The sequence below is a fragment of the Dactylosporangium sp. NPDC000244 genome (assembly GCF_040300725.1).
Classification (GTDB): Bacteria; Actinomycetota; Actinomycetes; order Mycobacteriales; family Micromonosporaceae; genus Dactylosporangium.
In genome coordinates, this window is sequence record NZ_JBEPEH010000084.1 from 1 (window position 1) to 16242 (window position 16242).

The 16242-nt window shown below is 71.6% G+C and carries 16 protein-coding genes; 7 read left to right on the forward strand and 9 right to left on the reverse strand.

What is annotated here, in order from left to right; genetic code table 11:
* Positions 1-146: 146 nt before the first annotated feature.
* Positions 147-710, reverse strand: coding sequence for an ATP/GTP-binding protein (locus tag ABT369_RS56655; RefSeq protein ID WP_350626867.1), 564 nt, complete (start codon positions 708-710; stop codon positions 147-149).
* A gap of 163 nt (positions 711-873) precedes the next feature.
* Between ABT369_RS56655 and ABT369_RS56660 the strand changes: the two genes are divergently transcribed.
* Positions 874-1407 carry a hypothetical protein gene (locus ABT369_RS56660; RefSeq protein ID WP_350626869.1) on the forward strand — a complete coding sequence of 178 codons (534 nt, stop codon included), beginning with the start codon at positions 874-876 and terminating at the stop codon, positions 1405-1407.
* Positions 1408-1644: 237 nt separating this feature from the next.
* Here the strand turns inward: ABT369_RS56660 and ABT369_RS56665 are convergent, their stop codons facing one another.
* Complete coding sequence (locus ABT369_RS56665; protein ID WP_502891965.1) at positions 1645-2460, reverse strand: RNA polymerase sigma-70 factor; 816 nt, start codon at positions 2458-2460, stop codon at positions 1645-1647.
* Between the two features lie 331 nt (positions 2461-2791).
* On the opposite strand from ABT369_RS56665, the gene ABT369_RS56670 reads away from it, so the two are divergent.
* A complete protein-coding gene (locus ABT369_RS56670; RefSeq protein WP_350626873.1) occupies positions 2792-4300 on the forward strand; it encodes an MFS transporter in 1509 nt (502 codons plus the stop codon).
* Positions 4301-4519: 219 nt separating this feature from the next.
* On the opposite strand, the gene ABT369_RS56675 is transcribed toward ABT369_RS56670, so the two are convergent.
* A complete protein-coding gene (locus tag ABT369_RS56675) occupies positions 4520-5482 on the reverse strand; it encodes a DUF4261 domain-containing protein (RefSeq protein WP_350626875.1) in 963 nt (320 codons plus the stop codon).
* A 238-nt stretch (positions 5483-5720) separates the two neighbouring features.
* Here ABT369_RS56675 and ABT369_RS56680 point away from each other — a divergent pair, with 238 nt between their 5' ends.
* Positions 5721-6053 carry a hypothetical protein gene (locus tag ABT369_RS56680; RefSeq protein ID WP_350626877.1) on the forward strand — a complete coding sequence of 111 codons (333 nt, stop codon included), beginning with the start codon at positions 5721-5723 and terminating at the stop codon, positions 6051-6053.
* 1174 nt (positions 6054-7227) lie between these two features.
* Positions 7228-8025, forward strand: coding sequence for a hypothetical protein (locus ABT369_RS56685; RefSeq protein WP_350626879.1), 798 nt, complete (start codon positions 7228-7230; stop codon positions 8023-8025).
* 8 nt (positions 8026-8033) lie between these two features.
* Here ABT369_RS56685 and ABT369_RS56690 read toward each other — a convergent pair whose 3' ends face one another.
* Positions 8034-8498, reverse strand: coding sequence for a hypothetical protein (locus ABT369_RS56690; RefSeq protein WP_350626881.1), 465 nt, complete (start codon positions 8496-8498; stop codon positions 8034-8036).
* A 121-nt stretch (positions 8499-8619) separates the two neighbouring features.
* Between ABT369_RS56690 and ABT369_RS56695 the strand changes: the two genes are divergently transcribed.
* The 3 genes from ABT369_RS56695 to ABT369_RS56705 all read left to right on the forward strand — a co-directional run bounded on the left by ABT369_RS56695 (position 8620) and on the right by ABT369_RS56705 (position 11354).
* A complete protein-coding gene (locus ABT369_RS56695) occupies positions 8620-9075 on the forward strand; it encodes a response regulator (protein WP_350626883.1) in 456 nt (151 codons plus the stop codon).
* A 134-nt stretch (positions 9076-9209) separates the two neighbouring features.
* Positions 9210-10595 carry a serine/threonine-protein kinase gene (locus tag ABT369_RS56700; protein WP_350626885.1) on the forward strand — a complete coding sequence of 462 codons (1386 nt, stop codon included), beginning with the start codon at positions 9210-9212 and terminating at the stop codon, positions 10593-10595.
* Between the two features lie 234 nt (positions 10596-10829).
* On the forward strand, positions 10830-11354 hold the full coding sequence (locus ABT369_RS56705) for a MarR family winged helix-turn-helix transcriptional regulator (RefSeq protein WP_350626887.1): 525 nt from the start codon (positions 10830-10832) through the stop codon (positions 11352-11354).
* Positions 11355-11373: 19 nt separating this feature from the next.
* Here the strand turns inward: ABT369_RS56705 and ABT369_RS56710 are convergent, their stop codons facing one another.
* From ABT369_RS56710 to ABT369_RS56730, 5 genes are all read right to left on the reverse strand, one after another.
* On the reverse strand, positions 11374-13125 hold the full coding sequence (locus tag ABT369_RS56710; RefSeq protein WP_350626889.1) for a chloride channel protein: 1752 nt from the start codon (positions 13123-13125) through the stop codon (positions 11374-11376).
* 207 nt (positions 13126-13332) lie between these two features.
* Entirely contained in the window at positions 13333-13944 is a 612-nt protein-coding gene (locus ABT369_RS56715) for an STAS domain-containing protein (RefSeq protein WP_350626891.1), read from the reverse strand.
* A 112-nt stretch (positions 13945-14056) separates the two neighbouring features.
* Complete coding sequence (locus tag ABT369_RS56720) at positions 14057-14269, reverse strand: hypothetical protein (RefSeq protein ID WP_350626893.1); 213 nt, start codon at positions 14267-14269, stop codon at positions 14057-14059.
* Positions 14270-14478: 209 nt separating this feature from the next.
* A complete protein-coding gene (locus tag ABT369_RS56725; RefSeq protein WP_350626895.1) occupies positions 14479-15234 on the reverse strand; it encodes a thioesterase II family protein in 756 nt (251 codons plus the stop codon).
* A partial coding sequence (locus tag ABT369_RS56730; protein WP_350626897.1) for a beta-ketoacyl synthase N-terminal-like domain-containing protein occupies positions 15231-16242 on the reverse strand: 1012 nt, incomplete at its 5' end. The genes ABT369_RS56725 and ABT369_RS56730, both read right to left, overlap by 4 nt.

Here is a 16242-nt window from a genome sequence, read left to right on the forward strand (position 1 = left end):
CACGCTCTCCCGACCTTTCAAAATCTCAACATCAACCACAACTCCCACCCCCGCCCCTCCCCCCCCCCGGTCCCTGTGCCCTCCCGCGCGGACTGGGCGGACCGAGACCGGCCGGGTGCGCAGCAGCTCCCGACACCGAAGTGTTGTCAGGCCTGACCTGAACCCTGCTTCGGAATCTGTTGCAACGCGGTGAGGACCGTGTGCAACCGGCTTTCGAGCGGTCCGTTCAGCTCCAGCACGGGCGTGTCCGCCCAGGCGTCCAACGGGTCCTCGTACACCAGCTCCAGCATCACAGCGTTCGCTCGCGAGCGAAGGCCCGGCAACTCCGCTGCCGGCAGCATCCGCTCCGTCCCGGGTGTGATCACCATGAAGACCAGCAGGTCCAGACCGGCGAACGCCCGCCGCAACACGGCACCGTCGACCTCCTCGGCGGGGTCCGCACCAGACGCCGCCAGATAGGCGAGATAGTCCAGCGGCGTCCGATCGAAGATCACACCGGTCGGGGGCGGCGGCGAGCACAGGCTTTGCACCGAGCGGGCCAGCATGACCCGGTAATCCTCCAGCGAGGGCGGGAACTGAAACTCGTAGCCCTCCTCTTCGAGCATGTAATACGGCTCGTCGACGACGACGTGGCCCGGAAGGTGTGCGGACAGCGCCTCAACCAGCGTCGTCTTCCCGATTCCGTGCGTCCCGGAGATCCCGACCCGCATCTGCACTCCCCACCCAGCTCGACCAACCCGGGCGATCATAGCCACGGTGATGGCCCGTCTCAGCGAGGCGGAGGCGTTCTGTCGTGCCGATGGCCGGGCGTTCGGATCCGCTGCCCGGTCGGCACTCGCTCGTCTCGCCTTGCCGTCCTGAGAGACTGGATGCATGACGCGCACGGTCGAGGGAGTCCGAATCTTCCGAGGTCCCCAAGGGAACCCCGAGGGCGTGCTCCGACGCTTCGTCGGCAAGACCGAGGGTCACTCACAGGCTTCGCTTGATCGCTGCAAGGAGCTATTGATCGCGGTCACGCACTGGATTCCGCCGCGAGATGCGCTGCCAGTCAGCGTCGAGGACTGGAAGGCCCACACACCGGACTGGTTCGTGCGTGCCTGCGCCCCGGAGATGTCCATGGCCCGGGCCGAGGAGGAGCTACGGGCTTGGAGGGCGCTCGACGAAGCGGGAAAGCGTCGCTACCAAGCAGAGCAGCCGTGGACCTTCGCCAACTGGATCGCATGGTTTGACTACTCATCCGACCCGCAGCGCTCGTGGCGCTGGTGGAACGGCGGGACCAACGATGATTCCGAATTCTGGATTGAAGTCGAAGTGTTTGAGGACCCTGCGGGTGTCGGCACCTTGACTTGGATGATGCGTGCGGCGGGGGCATGGAGCGTCATTGAGGGCGGTTCCCACGACCGGTAGGGCTGGTCAGCCTCGCGCCGCTGAAACGCCCTGCTCCGCCGCCGACCGTGCACGCCGGTGGGGTCGTCCCTGTCGCCACCGACGCTGTCGCCACGTCGCGCTGCCGGACAGCATCGGCAACCTCACCGGCCTCGCCGTGCTGCACCTGACCGGCAACGAGCTCACGGCGATCCCGGCCGACATTCCGGCCGGTTGCGACGTCATCTCCTGACCTTCGGTACCAAGATCCGGCCGGCCTCAGCGACTCATGGCGGTCTCCCGCTCCACGCGCGACAGCTTCTCGGGATTGCGCACGTGGTAGGCGCCGGCGACATAGCCGTTCTCGACCCGCACCGCCAACACGCCGTCGATCTCCCCATTGACTCGGACCAGCAGCCCCGGACCACCATTGATCTGTACGACCTCGACCGACCTTTGGGCGTCGCGCTTCCACCAGCCGGCGGCCAGCAAGCGAGCCACCTTGCCGGCTCCCACGATGGGACGAAGAAGGGCACGTTTGATACCGCCGCCGTCGCTGAGGGCGACGACGTCCGGCGCCAGGATGTCGAGCAGGCTCTGCAGGTCGCCGGTTTCAATCGCGCGCTGGAAAGCCCCGAGTGCGGCTCGGGTCTGGGCCGGGGAGGCGACGCCGCGCGGCCGGCGCGCGGCGACGTGCGCCCGCGCCCGGTAGGCGACCTGACGGACCGCAGCCGGGGTTCTGTCGACGGCTTCGGCGATCTCGTCGTACTCCAGATCGAACACCTCGCGCAGTACGAACACCGCCCGCTCGATCGGCGCGAGCGTCTCCAGCACCAGCAGCATCGCCATCGACACGCTGTCGGCCAATTCGACGTCCTCGGCCACATCGGGCGTGGTCAGCAGCGGCTCGGGCAGCCACGGCCCGACGTAGGACTCCTTACGCCGATGGAGCGCACGCAGCCGGTCCAGCGCCTGCCGGGTGACGATCCGCACCAGGTAGGCGCGCTCCTCCCGGACCGTGGCCAAGTCGACGCCCACCCATCGCAGCCAGGCTTCCTGCAGGACATCCTCGGCGTCGGAGGCCGAGCCGAGCATCTCGTAGGCGACGGTGAACAACAGATTGCGATGGGCAACGAACACCTCGGTTGCCGAATCCACGGAGTCCACCCCGTCGCCACGATCGAGCGACCTGGCTGTGTCCGTCGTTCGTTCGCCGCTCTGGCTCATGCCCGGCTCCTGCCTGTTCGACCTTCGTCCCGCCACACGCACTAGACGCCGCTCGCCACCGCTTTGTAACACCCCCGAGCGATGACCCACGTCATACACCCGCGCTGTTACAGGACCCGGGTCGCCGGCGTCCTGTGATCGTCAGGACGCCGCGCGAACAACCCGGGCGGCACGCAACACCATGAGTGAGGACGAAGTCATGGCAACCACGAAAGCGCCGCCTCCGCCGGCCGACTCGCGCCGCTGGGCCGCACTGTTCTTCATAGGGCTGGCCCAGCTCATGATCGTTCTGGACGGGACCGTCGTGAACATCGCGCTGCCGTCGCTCCAGCGGGACCTGGGGATCTCCGACGGCGACCGGCAGTGGGTCATCACCGCATACACGCTGGCGTTCGGCAGCCTGCTGCTACTCGGCGGCCGCATCGCCGACCACACCGGCCGCAAGCGGACTTTCCTGATCGGACTGCTCGGCTTCGCCGGCGCGTCGGCGCTCGGCGGCGCGGCGGACAACTTCGAGATGCTGCTGTGCGCCCGCGCCCTGCAGGGAGGGTTCGCCGCGCTGCTCGGGCCGTCCGCGCTGTCGCTGGTGACCGTGACGTTCACTCAGCCCAAGGAGCGCGCCAAGGCGTTCGGGATCTGGGGCGCCATCACCGCGGTGGGCGGCGCGATCGGGCTGCTGGCCGGCGGGGCGCTGACCGACTACCTGGACTGGCGCTGGTGCCTGTACGTCAGCGTCCCGATCGCCCTGATCGCGGTGGTGGGCGGATACGCGCTGCTGCCCGAGTCACGGCGCGAGGGCACGGCCCGGTTCGACATCCCCGGCGTACTGCTGGTTACCGGCGGGTTGATCGCGATCGTGTACGCCACCGGCCGGGCCGAGTCCGACGGCTGGGCCTCGGCGGAGGTCATCGGCCTGCTGGCCGCCGGCGCGGTACTGCTCGCCGCGTTCGCCTTCGTCGAGAGCCGGGTGTCACAGCCAATGCTGCCGCCGCGCCTGATCGCCAACCGAACCCGCGGCGGCGCCTACCTGAGCGTGGGACTGGCCATGGTCGCAATGTTCGGGGCGTTCCTCTTCATGACCTACTACCTGCAGGCCGTCAAGGGATACTCGCCGATCAGGACGGGCGTGGCCTTCCTCCCGATGACCGTGGCGGTCCTGATGTCGGCCGGCGGGCTCGCCACCCGGCTGCTGCCCAAGGTCCCACCGCGGATGCTGATCGTGCCGGGCATGCTGCTCATCGCCGCCGGCATGCTGTGGCTGCGCACCATGGAGACCGACACCGCCTACGTCAAGGGCGTGCTGGTCTCGGGACTCCTGCTCGGCTTCGGGACGGGCATGATCATGCCGGTGGCCTTCAACTACGCCACCCACGGCGTCGACCGGCGCGACGCGGGCGTCGCCTCGGCCAGCGTCAACACCGCGCAGCAGATCAGCAGCTCCATCGGTACCGCGCTGCTCAACACCATCGCCACCAGCGCGACCGCGACCTACTTGGCCTCGCATGCCACGCAGGGCCACAGCCCGGCCGTCGCCAAGAAGGCGATGCTGGAAGGCTTCGCGACAGCCGGCACCTGGGCCGCGGGGATCCTCCTGGTCGGCGCGCTGGTCGTCGTTGTCCTGATGAACACCCCGCGCCCCGAACATCAGGCCGTCACCGAGAGCGCCGAGAGCGCGGGGGGCGCCGAGCCGGTGCTCGCTCACCCCTGATCCCTCCTGCGGAGGTCCACAGCGGCAGCGCTCAACCGCGGGTACGTCGGCGGCCGTGGCCCGGACGGGTCGGGGCCGCCGCCGTCTGCGCTGCCGCCGATGGTGCGCGGCGACTTCCACTTGGGCTACGTTCGGTGACGGGCCGAAACGGCGCGAAGGTGCCATGATCTGCCGATGACGGCACATTCGATCTGATACTCGCGCTGGGTCGCTGTGATGTCAGCCTCTGGACTCGCGCAGGACCTGCCATTGCCTCCAGGCGAACTCGGGCTCGAGGTCTGCGTAACCGCGGCTGCGTTCGAGCCGCTGCGCATCGGCGTGGGTCATCATCATGCAGGTACCTTCGCCGGTGAGGCGTTCCACCTCTTCGCGGCGGAGGTGCCGACCGGCCTCGTCCTCGGCGGCGGTGAGGACGGCCGCCAGCGAGGGAATGAACACGGGTCGAAGTTCGCTCCGCGAATCCGCCTCACCTCCCTCAGCGCCCAGACGCCAGGCGCCAAAGGGGTTGTGGCAAGCGTGGCCCGGCGGATACCCGCCGTCGGGCCAGCGCTCAAGGCGGCGGCGAGGGGTACCCAGGTCGGGCCGGAAGGTATCGCCACTCACCAGCACGGGGTCCTCTGCCAGTTGATACACGTTGAACGAGCCGAGAATCTGGTTGGCCTCGGACGGTGAGGCCTCGACCTGCGCATCCGGCAAACCGAACGCGTGCATGCCGCACGATCGCGACACATCGCGATCCTGGAGTACCACGACGGCGCAGCGGTACAGCATCCACGGGTCGCCGCTCTCGAGACCCCGAATCCAGTGTGTGACGGGCCAGCCCAACTTCGACTGCTCGAGCCGCACTCCCAGTGCGCCGGCGTCGCCCAGCGCGGCGATCAGCATCGCCACTTCTCCCGCCGCCGCACCGAGGTACACCGGCAGGTCCAGGACCAAGGCACTGCCGGCCGCGGCGACGGCGTGCTGCTCCTCCACCGACATCGTGCCGTAACCGAACGCCTGGCTGAACGAGCCGTCGTTCTCCACCCACTCCGCCAGAGCACGAAAGCCGAAGTTCTGCGATGTGAGCGACTGGCCGTCGAGCGTCAGACCGGAACGCCCGAGCGAGCCCTGCCACTGAGCCAGCGTCGCCGCAGCCCCTGGGACGAAGAGCCGCACACCGTACACGTGATCGTCAGGCATGCAGCGGAGGCTAGTACCGCGGTGCGAGGCCGCTGAAAACACGTGTCCAGTTGCGGCGGCCGCAGGACGGTTCCCGGCGCAAACTGCACGCAAAACGCCCACGTCGGGCCACGAGTACTGCGCGGCGGCAGAACACGGTCGCGACATCGAGCGACGACCTCGGACGGCGCAGAGCTTTCCCGGCGGGCGTGTGATGGGCTGCAGTTCCCGGGGCGGCCCGAACGTCGATAATGAACCGGTGCCAATCAGTGTCTGGGTTCGCGACGAAGGTCACCAGCGGCTGGCGAGCCTGCATGACGTACTGCATCTCGTCCCACCGCCGTTGCCGCCTGGGTGGTACGACCCCTTTGTCCGGCCAGAGGATCACCATAGGTTTCCCATGCTTGCGCACGTCGATCCCTACGGGAACACGATCTTCAACCGGAGCCAGATGTCGGCAGTGCTCGAGGAACTGGCGGCGATCCAGCCCGAACTCGACGGCGTGGCGCTCAGTACTGCCCGCGCGCTAGGCGTACTGATAGGAACGCATGCCTGCAGGCCCCACCGCTATCTCTGGTTCATCGGCGACTGAGCACGGCCAGCCGTCCGTCGCCGGCGATCGGCACTCAGCCCAGTCCTCCCCCGCGGCCAGACACGTCGTCATGCCGTTGTCGAGCTGGGGTGAGGTGGCAACTGCGGGTGCAGGCAGGATCTGCCGCCGATCGCGCGCCGCGGCTCGCCGACGATCGTCACGCTCCGTACGCGGCTCGGACCCGTCGAGTACTACCCGGCTCAGGAACGGCGCACTTCACTTACAGGCCCCGGCGGCAGCCAGCACCCGTAGCATCCGGACGCCATGACGAACGTGCGGTGGCCGTCCTCGTCGTCCGTCGACGAGCTCGTCAGATGGCCGACTCTGGCTGGTGTTCGCGCTGAAACAAAGCGGGGTCGTGCGTGCGCCTCTCGACCTGTACCGTGCTCGCGTGACAACGCCATCCTCCCCCGTCGGGCCGGGCCCGGACCAGCCCGGTTCGAGCGTGCCCGACGCCACCGAGCCGGCCTCGGGCACGCCGTCGACCGGTGCGGTACCGACGTCCGGGGTGCCTGCCTCCGGGATGCCGGCACCTGCGGCTCCGACGTCCGGGATGCCCGCCCCCACAGCGCCCGGCTTTGCGATGCCCAGCCCCGCGATGCCGACCGGTGACGTGCCGGTTTGGCAAGCGCCGGGGTCCGGGATGCCGGCAGCTGCCGCTCCGACGTCCGGGATGCCCGCCCACGCAGCACCCGACTTTGCGATGCCCGGCCCCGGGATGCCGGCAGCTGCCGCTCCGACGTCCGGGATGCCGGCACCCGCAGCGCCCGGCTATGCGATGCCCGGCCCCGCGATGCCGACCGGTGAGATGCCGACGTCCGGCATGCCCGGCCCCGGGATGCCGGCAGCCGCGGCTCCGACGTCCGGGATGCCCGCCCCCATAGCGCCCGGCTATGCGATGCCCGGCCCCGGAATGCCGACCGGTGACGTGCCGGTTTGGCAAGCGCCGGGGCCCGGTGGGTACGCCGGCGGTCCCGGTGCGGGCTGGCCCGTCGGAGCGCCGGTCGCGCCGAAGCGGTCCAGGACCGGGCTGATCGTCGGCGTTGTCGTTGTCGTGCTCCTGCTCCTGTGCTCCGCCGGTGGAGTCGCCGCGTTCGTTGTCGTCGGTGATCGTAAAACGGACGCCTCGCCCTCGGGTAAGGCCTCGAGCGAGCCGTCGAGCCCGCCGAAGGCGATGTCCGTCGCCGAGTACCAGGCAATTCTCACCGAGGTCGACGGCCTGCTCGGGCCGGCGTGGCAGAAGGTCGCCGGGGCGGGCAACCGGACCGCGACGTCCGAGGCGGCGACGGCACTGTCCAAGGCGGCCAAGGACAGCGAGGCCCGGCTGGCGTACCTGACCGCGCCCCCGGAGGCGAAGGACGGCCACGAGCACCTCATGCGGGCGTTCTCGTCGTCCAGCAACGGTTTCAGCAACCTGGCCGTGACCGTGCAGCGGGGCGAGGTGTGCGCCGGCTCCTCGGCGGTCTCGCAGGTGACCGGCTCGGTGGCGGCGAACGAGGTCCGGGAGGCAGTCAAGGCCTTCGGGACGACGTTCACCTTCGGCGCGTGGCTGCCGGGGCCTGTCCCCCAGCAGGACCGCAAGCTGGCCAACGGCACGTATGTGAAGAAGGGCACGCTCAACGGCTCGGGCGAGTTCACGGTCAACAACGGCGGCGGCGACAGCGACGTCGTGGTGAGCCTCGTGCCGAAGGGTACGAAGGCCGCCGCCACGACGTTCTACATCTCGGCCGGCCAGACGTTCAAGGTCAAGCGCGTGCGGGACGGCAGCTACGACGTCTACATGGCGAGCGGGGCGGACTGGGACGCGGGCATCTCCGGCTTCACCCGCAACTGCGACCTGTCGAAGTTCACGGATCCCATCGATTTCAAGACCACCAGCAGGCAGTACACCACCTGGGAAATCACCCTCAAGGCGTCCACCGGTGGCAACGCGCACACCGACTCGGTCGACCCGGCCGACTATCCGCAATGACCCGGCGGCTAGACGTAGGTGAGTGGGCAGCCGTGCCGCAGTGAGTGCTCGGCCGCCTGCTGAAACAGTGCCACGTAGAAGGTGAGCGGGTCGTCCAGCGCCAGCGGCCCGCTCGGCAGGTCGGCGGGAATGCCGACCTCGGCGGCGATCGGGGCGATCGCCGCCAGCAGCCGCTGCGCGCTGAACACCGTCGTCACGTCGTCGTAGTTGCTCGCCACGGCTAGCTCGATCAGGCCGGCGAAGTCCACCGGCACGATCAGCGAGGCGTCGAGGAACTCCGCCGCGTCGTGCCGCGCGCACATGTCGGCGAAGTCGTCCATGCTCGGGGCGAGTTTCTCCTCGAAGTCCCCGGCCGTGGCCGGCGGGCCGGGGTAGGGCGGCAGGTTCCGCGCGGCGAGCGCCTCGTCGAGCAGCGGCGCGCATGCGTCCTGCGCCCAGTTCGCGGCGCTGATGTTGACCAGGTAGATACCCACGCCGGAACGCTACCGGCCCGGGGTTCGTCCTGCACCGGCGCCAGTGACGGCTGCGTAATGCATTAGTTGTATACTGCATGCATACGACGGGGGCGGCCCTACGTCGGAAAGGATGCGCGCAGTGACCGAACCGACGAGCGGATCGCTGCCGTTGGTCCGGATTCTGCTGGTCGAGGACGACCCCGGCGACGTCGCGTTCACACTCGACGAGTTCCGGGAGCACCGCCTCCGCAACCCGGTGACCGTCCTGGGCGACGGACGCCGCGCGCTGGAGTACCTCGAACGGCGCGGCGCCTACCGGGACGCGCCGGTGCCCGACATCCTGCTGCTGGACCTGAACCTGCCCGGCGTCGACGGGCGCGTGGTGCTCGACCGGGTGGTCGCCGACCCGCGGCTGCGGGACCTGACGGTGGTCGTGCTCACCGGCTCGGACGTCGAGGAGAGCATGTTGCTCGACTTCGGCGTGCCATCCGCGCACTTCTTGCGCAAACCCGTGGATTTCGCCCAGCTGGTCGGGCTGATACGCAGCGTCGAGCGGTACGCCCTCGTGGTCGACCGCAATCGGCCGGCCGTCTGACGGTGCGTGCGCGGGCCTCGGATATGACGGTCCCGTGTCAATGCGCCGCTCGAGGCGCCCGAGCCTGGCCGCAGGCGAAAACGCCTCGGTAATGTGCGGGTTTGGTGCCCGTTGCCGCCGAGGGAGGTTGCGCGATGTCGACGATCGCCCGTCGGTACCGGCTGGTGAGCCAGGCCGGCTCGGGCGGCATGGCGGAGGTGTGGCGCGCCGTCGACACCCGCCTCGACCGGACCGTGGCGGTCAAACTGCTCCTGCCCGAGCTCGCCGGCTCGGCCCGCGCTCGCGAACGCGCCGTCACCGAGGCCAAGGCGGCCGCCCGGATCAATCATCCGAACGTCGCCGCGATCCATGACGCCGGACACCGGGTGCGCGGGCTGGGCCGGGCGGTGCCGTACCTGGTGATGGAGTACGTCGACGGCGAGACGCTCGACCATCGCCTCCGTGGCCCCGGGGCGGTGCCCTGGCGCGAAGCCGTGCGCATCGCCGCGCAGGTCGCCGACGGGCTCGCGGCCGCGCACCGGCACCGCGTCGTCCATCGCGACATCAAGCCGGGCAACATCATGCTCACCCGCTCGGGCGTGAAGGTCGTCGACTTCGGGCTCGCCTCGATCATCGGTGCCGCCGACGGCCGCGCCGCGCGCGTGCTGCTCGGCACTCCGGAGTACATGGCTCCGGAGCAGTTGCGCGGCGAGCCGGTCACGAGCGCCACCGACGTGTACGCGCTCGGGCTCGTGCTGTACCACATGCTGACCGGCGTTCTGCCGTGGACCGCGGTGGCCCGCCATGCGCTCGTTCGCGAGCGCCTGGCCTCGCCGGGGGTGTCCCTGCCGCCGGCGACGGAGGTCCCGGCAGAGGTCGTCGCGGCCGTCGACGCGTGCCTGGCCGACGACCCGGCATTTCGCCCGTCCAGCCGTCACCTCGGCGAGGTCCTTCGTGACGCGCTGGCACGGCACGCGGACGGGGCCGATCCGGCGCCTGCCGTGCACACTGCGCCCGGCGAGACGCGCGGGCCCGAGCGTCCCCGGCATCCGTGCACGGTCCCATGGCGCTCCGGCCCCGCGCGCGGCTGGCGACGCCCGGCCGTCCTGATTGCCGCGGCGGCGCTCCTCGCCGCGGGCGGCTGGATGCGCCCGCTGTGGTCGACGCCCGCCGCGACCGCCGGCGGGCCGCCGTCGGACACCGGCGGCGCATGCTCGGTCCGGTACGTCGGACACCGCACCCCGACGACGTTCACCGCGGATGTCGCCGTGACCGCGGCGAGCACGCAGTCGTGGACCTTGCGCTTCACCGCGCCACCCGGGCAGCGGGTGACCAGCGCCTCCGGCTCGACCGTCAGCCAGTCCGGCTCACTCGTCGTCGTGACGGGCGAGGGCTCGCCCGACCGCGCCACGCCGGTGCGGGTCACCCTCTCGGGAACCTTGGACCAGCCCGACACCGGGTTCCCGGCCGCCTTCGAGCTCGACGGCGTCCGCTGCCAGCGCACCGTGTCCATCTACGCCGTCGCGGCGGCGGACGCCTGACCGTCCGGAGGTGACCCCGTCATGATCGTCACCACGAATCCGAGGGCCGTGGAGGTCTCGTGCGACCGCTGCGGTGCCACCCTGCGGGTCGCGGGGGCCGACCCGGAGACCCTCTGGGCTCGGGCACAGGCCTCGGGGTGGCAGGCGGAACGGCTCCGCGAGATGTGGTGGCACCGTTGTCCCGCCTGCGCGGGGGGTTTCGTGGAGGATCCGCCGACGCTCTAGGGTTGGCGCATGCCCAAGGACGCACGCGCGGTTGATGCCGCCATCGCCGGCCCCGAGGCCGTCGAGGCACTGCTGACGGCGAGCCGGGCGCTGGTCGGCATCGCCGCCCGGTCCCTGGCCGACATCGATCCCGACGTCACGCTGCCGCAGTACCGCGCCCTCGTCGTCCTGGCCGCGCGCGGACCGCAGCGGGTGGCCGACATCTCGGCCGAGTTGCAGGTCGCCCCGTCGACCGGCACCCGCATGTGCGACCGACTGGTCCGCAAGGGCCTGGCCCGCCGCTCGCGGCCGACCTCCGACCGGCGTGTGGTGCGGCTCACACTGACGGCGGCCGGTCGGCGGCTCGTCCAGCAGGTGACGGAGAGCCGCCGCGAGCAGCTGTCCGACATCGTCGCCGCGACGGCGGAGGTCTGGCACCCGGCGGTCGCCCCGGCACTGCGCGCCTTCGCCGCCGCCGCCGGTGAGCCGCCGGAGAGTGAGTGGTGGCTCGGTTTCCCGTCCGTGGACGAGGAGCTCGAGAGCCCGGACAGCTGACGCCGGCACCCGGGGGTCCTCACGGGCCCGGTGCGGTGGCCCACGGCTGCGGGCGGGTCGTGACGGCGGCCAGGATGTCCCGGTGCGTAACCCAGCCGACCAGGCAGTCATCGCGCTCCACCGGCAGGCCGAGCCCACCGGCGCGGACCACCGCGTCGAGAGCCTCGTCGAGGGGCTGCCCGGCCCGCAGCACCGGCACGGTGGAGGCCAGGTCGGCCGCGGTCACGCCGCCGGCGTCGTCGCGCAGCGCGCGCTCCACCTCCACGGCGGGCACCACGCCGCGCAGCCGGCCCCGATCGTCGACGACCGGCAGCGCGTCATGCCCGCCGGCCGCGAACCGTTCGGCCACCTCCGCCAGCCCGGCGTCCGCCGGCAGCGCGGTCGGCAACGGCCCCGCCACCGCATCCACGGTCGGCACCGGCAGTGTCGGCCGATGGTCCCGGCCCAGGTCGATACCACGCCGATGCAGCTTCCGCGTGTAGATCGTGTCGGTGGACACCAGCCGCGAGGCGCCGGCGGCCAGGGCGACGGCGACCATCAGCGGCAGCACGACCGAGTACTCACCCGTCAGCTCGAAGATCATGACCACCGCGGTGATCGGCGTGCGGGCCGCACCGGCGAACACCGCGCCCATGCCGACCAGCGCGTAGGCGCCCGGCGGAGCGGTCAGGCCGGGCATCACGGCGTGGGCGACGTCACCGGCCGCGGCGCCGAGCATCGCGCCGATGAACAGCGTGGGGCCGAAGACGCCCCCGGATCCGCCGATGCCGATCGTCAGGCTCGCGGCCAGCATCTTGCCGACCAGCAGCAGGAGCAGCAACAGCAGCGGGTAGCCGCCCGCGACGGCGCGGTCCAGGACCGGATACCCCACCCCGTACAGCTCCGGCAGCAGGAGCAGGACGCCTCCCAGCAGAAGGCCCCCGGCCGCCGGCCGCAGCCACTCCGGCCCGCGCCAGCAGCGGTCACAGACGTCCTCGACCAGGTACAGCACCCGGCTGAACCCGACCCCGACGATGGCCGCGACCAGACCGAGTCCCGCATACCACAGGTACTCCACCGGCGAGACCACGTGGAAGGCCGGCAGCGCCAGGAACGGGTGGTCGCCGAGCAGCGCCCGGCTGATAGCGCTCGACGTCACCGAGGCCAGCACGACCGCGGCGAACGACTCGACGGCGAAGTCGGCGAGGATCAGCTCGAGGGAGAAGAAGACCGCGGCGATCGGCGCGTTGAAGGTCGCCGACACGGCACCGGCCGCGCCGGCCCCGACGAGCAGGCGCAGCCGGGAGTCCGGCAGCCGCAGCGCCTGCCCCGCGGCCGAGGCGAGCGCCGAGCCGACCTGCACGATCGGCCCTTCGCGGCCGACCGAGCCGCCGCCGCCTATGCACAGGGCGCTCGCGACGGACTTCACGATCGCGACCCGCGGGCGAATCCGGCCTCCGCGGGCGGTGACGGCGTACATGACCTCCGGCACCCCGTGGCCCCGGGCCTCGCGGGCGCCGAGATGGATGAGCGGCCCGTACAGCAGCCCGGCCACCACTGGCGCCGCTACCACGAACCACCGGCCCGCCCACGGCAGCAACGGGTGCGCGGCACCCGGGTGGGCGGTGTAGTCGGACGCGCCGCTGAACAGCTCGGTGGCGGCGGATACGAGCCAGCGGAAGCCGACCGCGCCCAGGCTCGCCCCGGCCCCGATGCCGACGGCGAGGAAGAGCAGACCGGCCGAGCCGCCCCGCAGCCGGTCCCACAACACCAGGTGCCGCTCGCGTGGCACGCGCAATAATAGCTGCATAGTGCAATCATTGTAGTAGGCAGCTAATCGCGGCACTCGTGGCGGCCGTGTGCGCCAGGACGTGCACTGGCGGACCACGACCGCGTGCTGGCCATGCTCCACGACGGCCGGCCGGGCATCCCGCGCCCGCACGGCGGCGCGCACGACCGCGGGTGGAGCTTCGAGGCGCCCGCGCGGCGCCGGTTCAGCTCAGCACGCCACCGGTCGGCCCGAGCGCAGCCACTCCAGCGCCGCCGCCCGCTCGGCCTGCATGGGCAGGACGCGATCCAGGCACAGCATCCGCAGCGCACCGGCCACGACCGGACCGGCGCCGACCAGACACGCGCGACCCCCGGCCGCGGACGCGCGCTGCGCCGCGCGGACGAGCACGTCCACGGTCGCGGAGCTCAGCCGCCCGACCCGGCTGACGTCGACCAGCAGATGCGTGAACGGGCCGGGGTCGCCGCTCAGCATGTCCCAGAGCCGCGCGTCGTCGGTGCACATGAGCTCGCCGCGCAGTTCGATCGCGCGGACGTCCGGCAGCAGCTGCAGCACCATCCGCGGGCCGGACCGTCCGGCCGGCACGACCGAGGGGGCGTCCAGCGATCGGGCCACGATGCCGTCGAGCGACGTCGGCGGCCCGCACCGGCCGCAGCCGTGCGGCCCGACCGCCAGCTCACTGCCGCACCATCCGTCCAGCGTGAAGAGGCTCCAGGCCCCGCGCCAGTCGCCCGCCGACGCCGCGAGATTGCCGATCACCCAGCCGCAGGAGTCGCACACCAGACTGAAGTCGGCGCCGTCCCGGCTGAGCAGCGCGGTCATCGGGCCACCCGAACAATCATGTGCATAGTGCAATTATCCCGGACGCCCGTCATGCCCACATCGTTGCGGGGCATGACGTTCCCGTGACAATCGGCCGCCCGCCGGAGCACCGTCACCCGTCGGGCGCGGTCGCGGCGCGCGCCGTGCATCGCGGGCACCCGTGCGGCCCCCGCCGGGACCGGTCACCGATCCAGCCGTGCCGCTTCACGAAGCTCCACGCCAGATCCCAGTTGTGCAAGTTGGCGCCGAGACGCTCCACGGCCGTGCCGCAACCGTCGCACACCAGCCGGAAGTCGACGCCATCGGACTCATGCAACACCGTCATCCGAACCTCCCGATCCATCGTCACTCTCGGCCCATGACGCTTCTCCGGCGATTCGATGACGATTCCACGACATGTGCAGCGCCGGGCAGCCCGCCCGGGCTGCGCAATCGCCGATCACGGGCGAGCGGACATCGTACATGTCATATGAATATGTTGCTATGTGCAAGTATCCCGGGCCGAGCCGCAACGGCGCGGCCGAGCGCGATGTGTCAGGTGCCGCCGAGACGATCCAGGACGGTCGCGAGCACCGCGTCCCGGGCCGGTCTGAGGTAGAAGTGGTCGCCCGGGAAGACGTGCAGGTCGAAGGAGGAGCGGGTCGTGTCGCGCCAGGCGGCCATCTCGTCAGCGGTCACCTCCGGGTCGGCGTCGCCGGTCAGGGCGGTCACCGGGCACCGCAGCAGGTCCGTGCGGCGCGGGCAGTACGTCTCGTTCAGCTCGAAGTCGGCGCGCAGCGTCGGCAGGACCAGGGCCATGATGTCCGGGGCGTCGAGCACCTCGCGGGGGATGCCGTTGAGGGAGCTGACCGCGGGCACGAACTGCTCGTCGCGCAGGCGGTGCAGCGGCGGCCGGCGTGCGGGCAGGTGCGGCGGGCGGCGGCCGGAGACGAAGAGCCGGACGGGTGCGCCCCAGCCGCGGCGGGCGAGCTCGTGGGCGACCTCGAAGGCGATCGCGGCGCCCATGCTGTGGCCGAAGACGGCGAAGGGCCGGTCCAGCATGGGCAGCAGGCCGTCGCAGAGCGGCGCGATGAGGTTGTCCATGCTGCGCACCGGGCGTTCGCGCAGCCGGGACTCGCGGCCGGGCAGCTGGACCGGGGCGAGGGCGACGTGCGGCAGCAGCGGCTCGCGCCAGGTGCGGTAGGCGGTGGCGCCGCCGCCGGCGTGGGCGAAGCAGAACAGCCGCAGGGGTGCGCCGGTCTCGTCGGCCGGGCCGCCGATCCAGGCGGTGCCGAGCTGCAGGGACGTCATGCCGGGCTCCCGGGTTCGGCCGCGATGGCGATGCTGGTGTTGATGCCGCCGAAGCCGAAGCCGTTGGACAGCGCCAGGACGGGGCGGGCGGCGACCGGTTCGGCGCCCACGAGTCGCAGGGCGGGCTCGATGGGGCGGGTCAGGCGCGGGTTGGGGTGGAGAAAGCCGCCGCGCAGCTGTGCGATGGTCGCGACGGCCTCCACCACCCCGGCGGCATAGAGGCAGTGGCCGGTGAGGGCCTTGGTCGCGTTGACCCAGGGACGGTCCGGGCCGGTGCCGAAAACGCGGCACAGGGCGGCCGCCTCGGTGCGGTCGCCGAGCGGGGAGCCGGTGCCGTGGGCGTTGACGTAGCCGACGTCGCCGGGGGTGCGGCCGGCCGCGGCGAGGGCGGCCGTCATGGCGCGGGCCTCGCCGTGCTCGTCGGGGTCGGGGCCGCTGTTGGCGTCGAGGCACACGGCGGTGCCGACGATGGTGGCCTGCACGGTGGCGCCGCGCGCGCGGGCCGAGTCGCGGTGCTCCAGCACGAGGGCGGCGCATCCCTGGCCTGGTACGAAACCTCGATGCCCGGCGTCGAATGGCCGGCACGGCTCGTCCGCCATCGCGCCGAGGTTGAACAGCGCCTGCGTCTCGGCCGAGGTGAGGTCGGCCAGGGCGCCGACGACGACGCAGGCCTCCACGGCGCCGACGGCCACCAGACGGGCGCCGGTGACGATGCCGACATTGCCGCTGGCCGAGGCGGCACCGACCTGGCAGCCCTCCCCTGCCGCGTCGAGCACGTGGCTGAGCACGCCGAGGTGATCGGTGTCGAGCAGCCGCAGCGCGGCCCGGCCCGGGACGCGGGCCGGGGCACGGCCGAGGGTGGCCGCCACCTGCTGCGCGTAGCGGCCGGTGAGGTTGTGCCCGGCGACGACGACGCCGAGGCGCTCGCGGGGCAGCGCGCCGGTGAGCAGGCCGGCGGCGCGCGCGGCCGCGACGGCGACGGCCACGGCGGCGCGGGTAGGCAGCGGC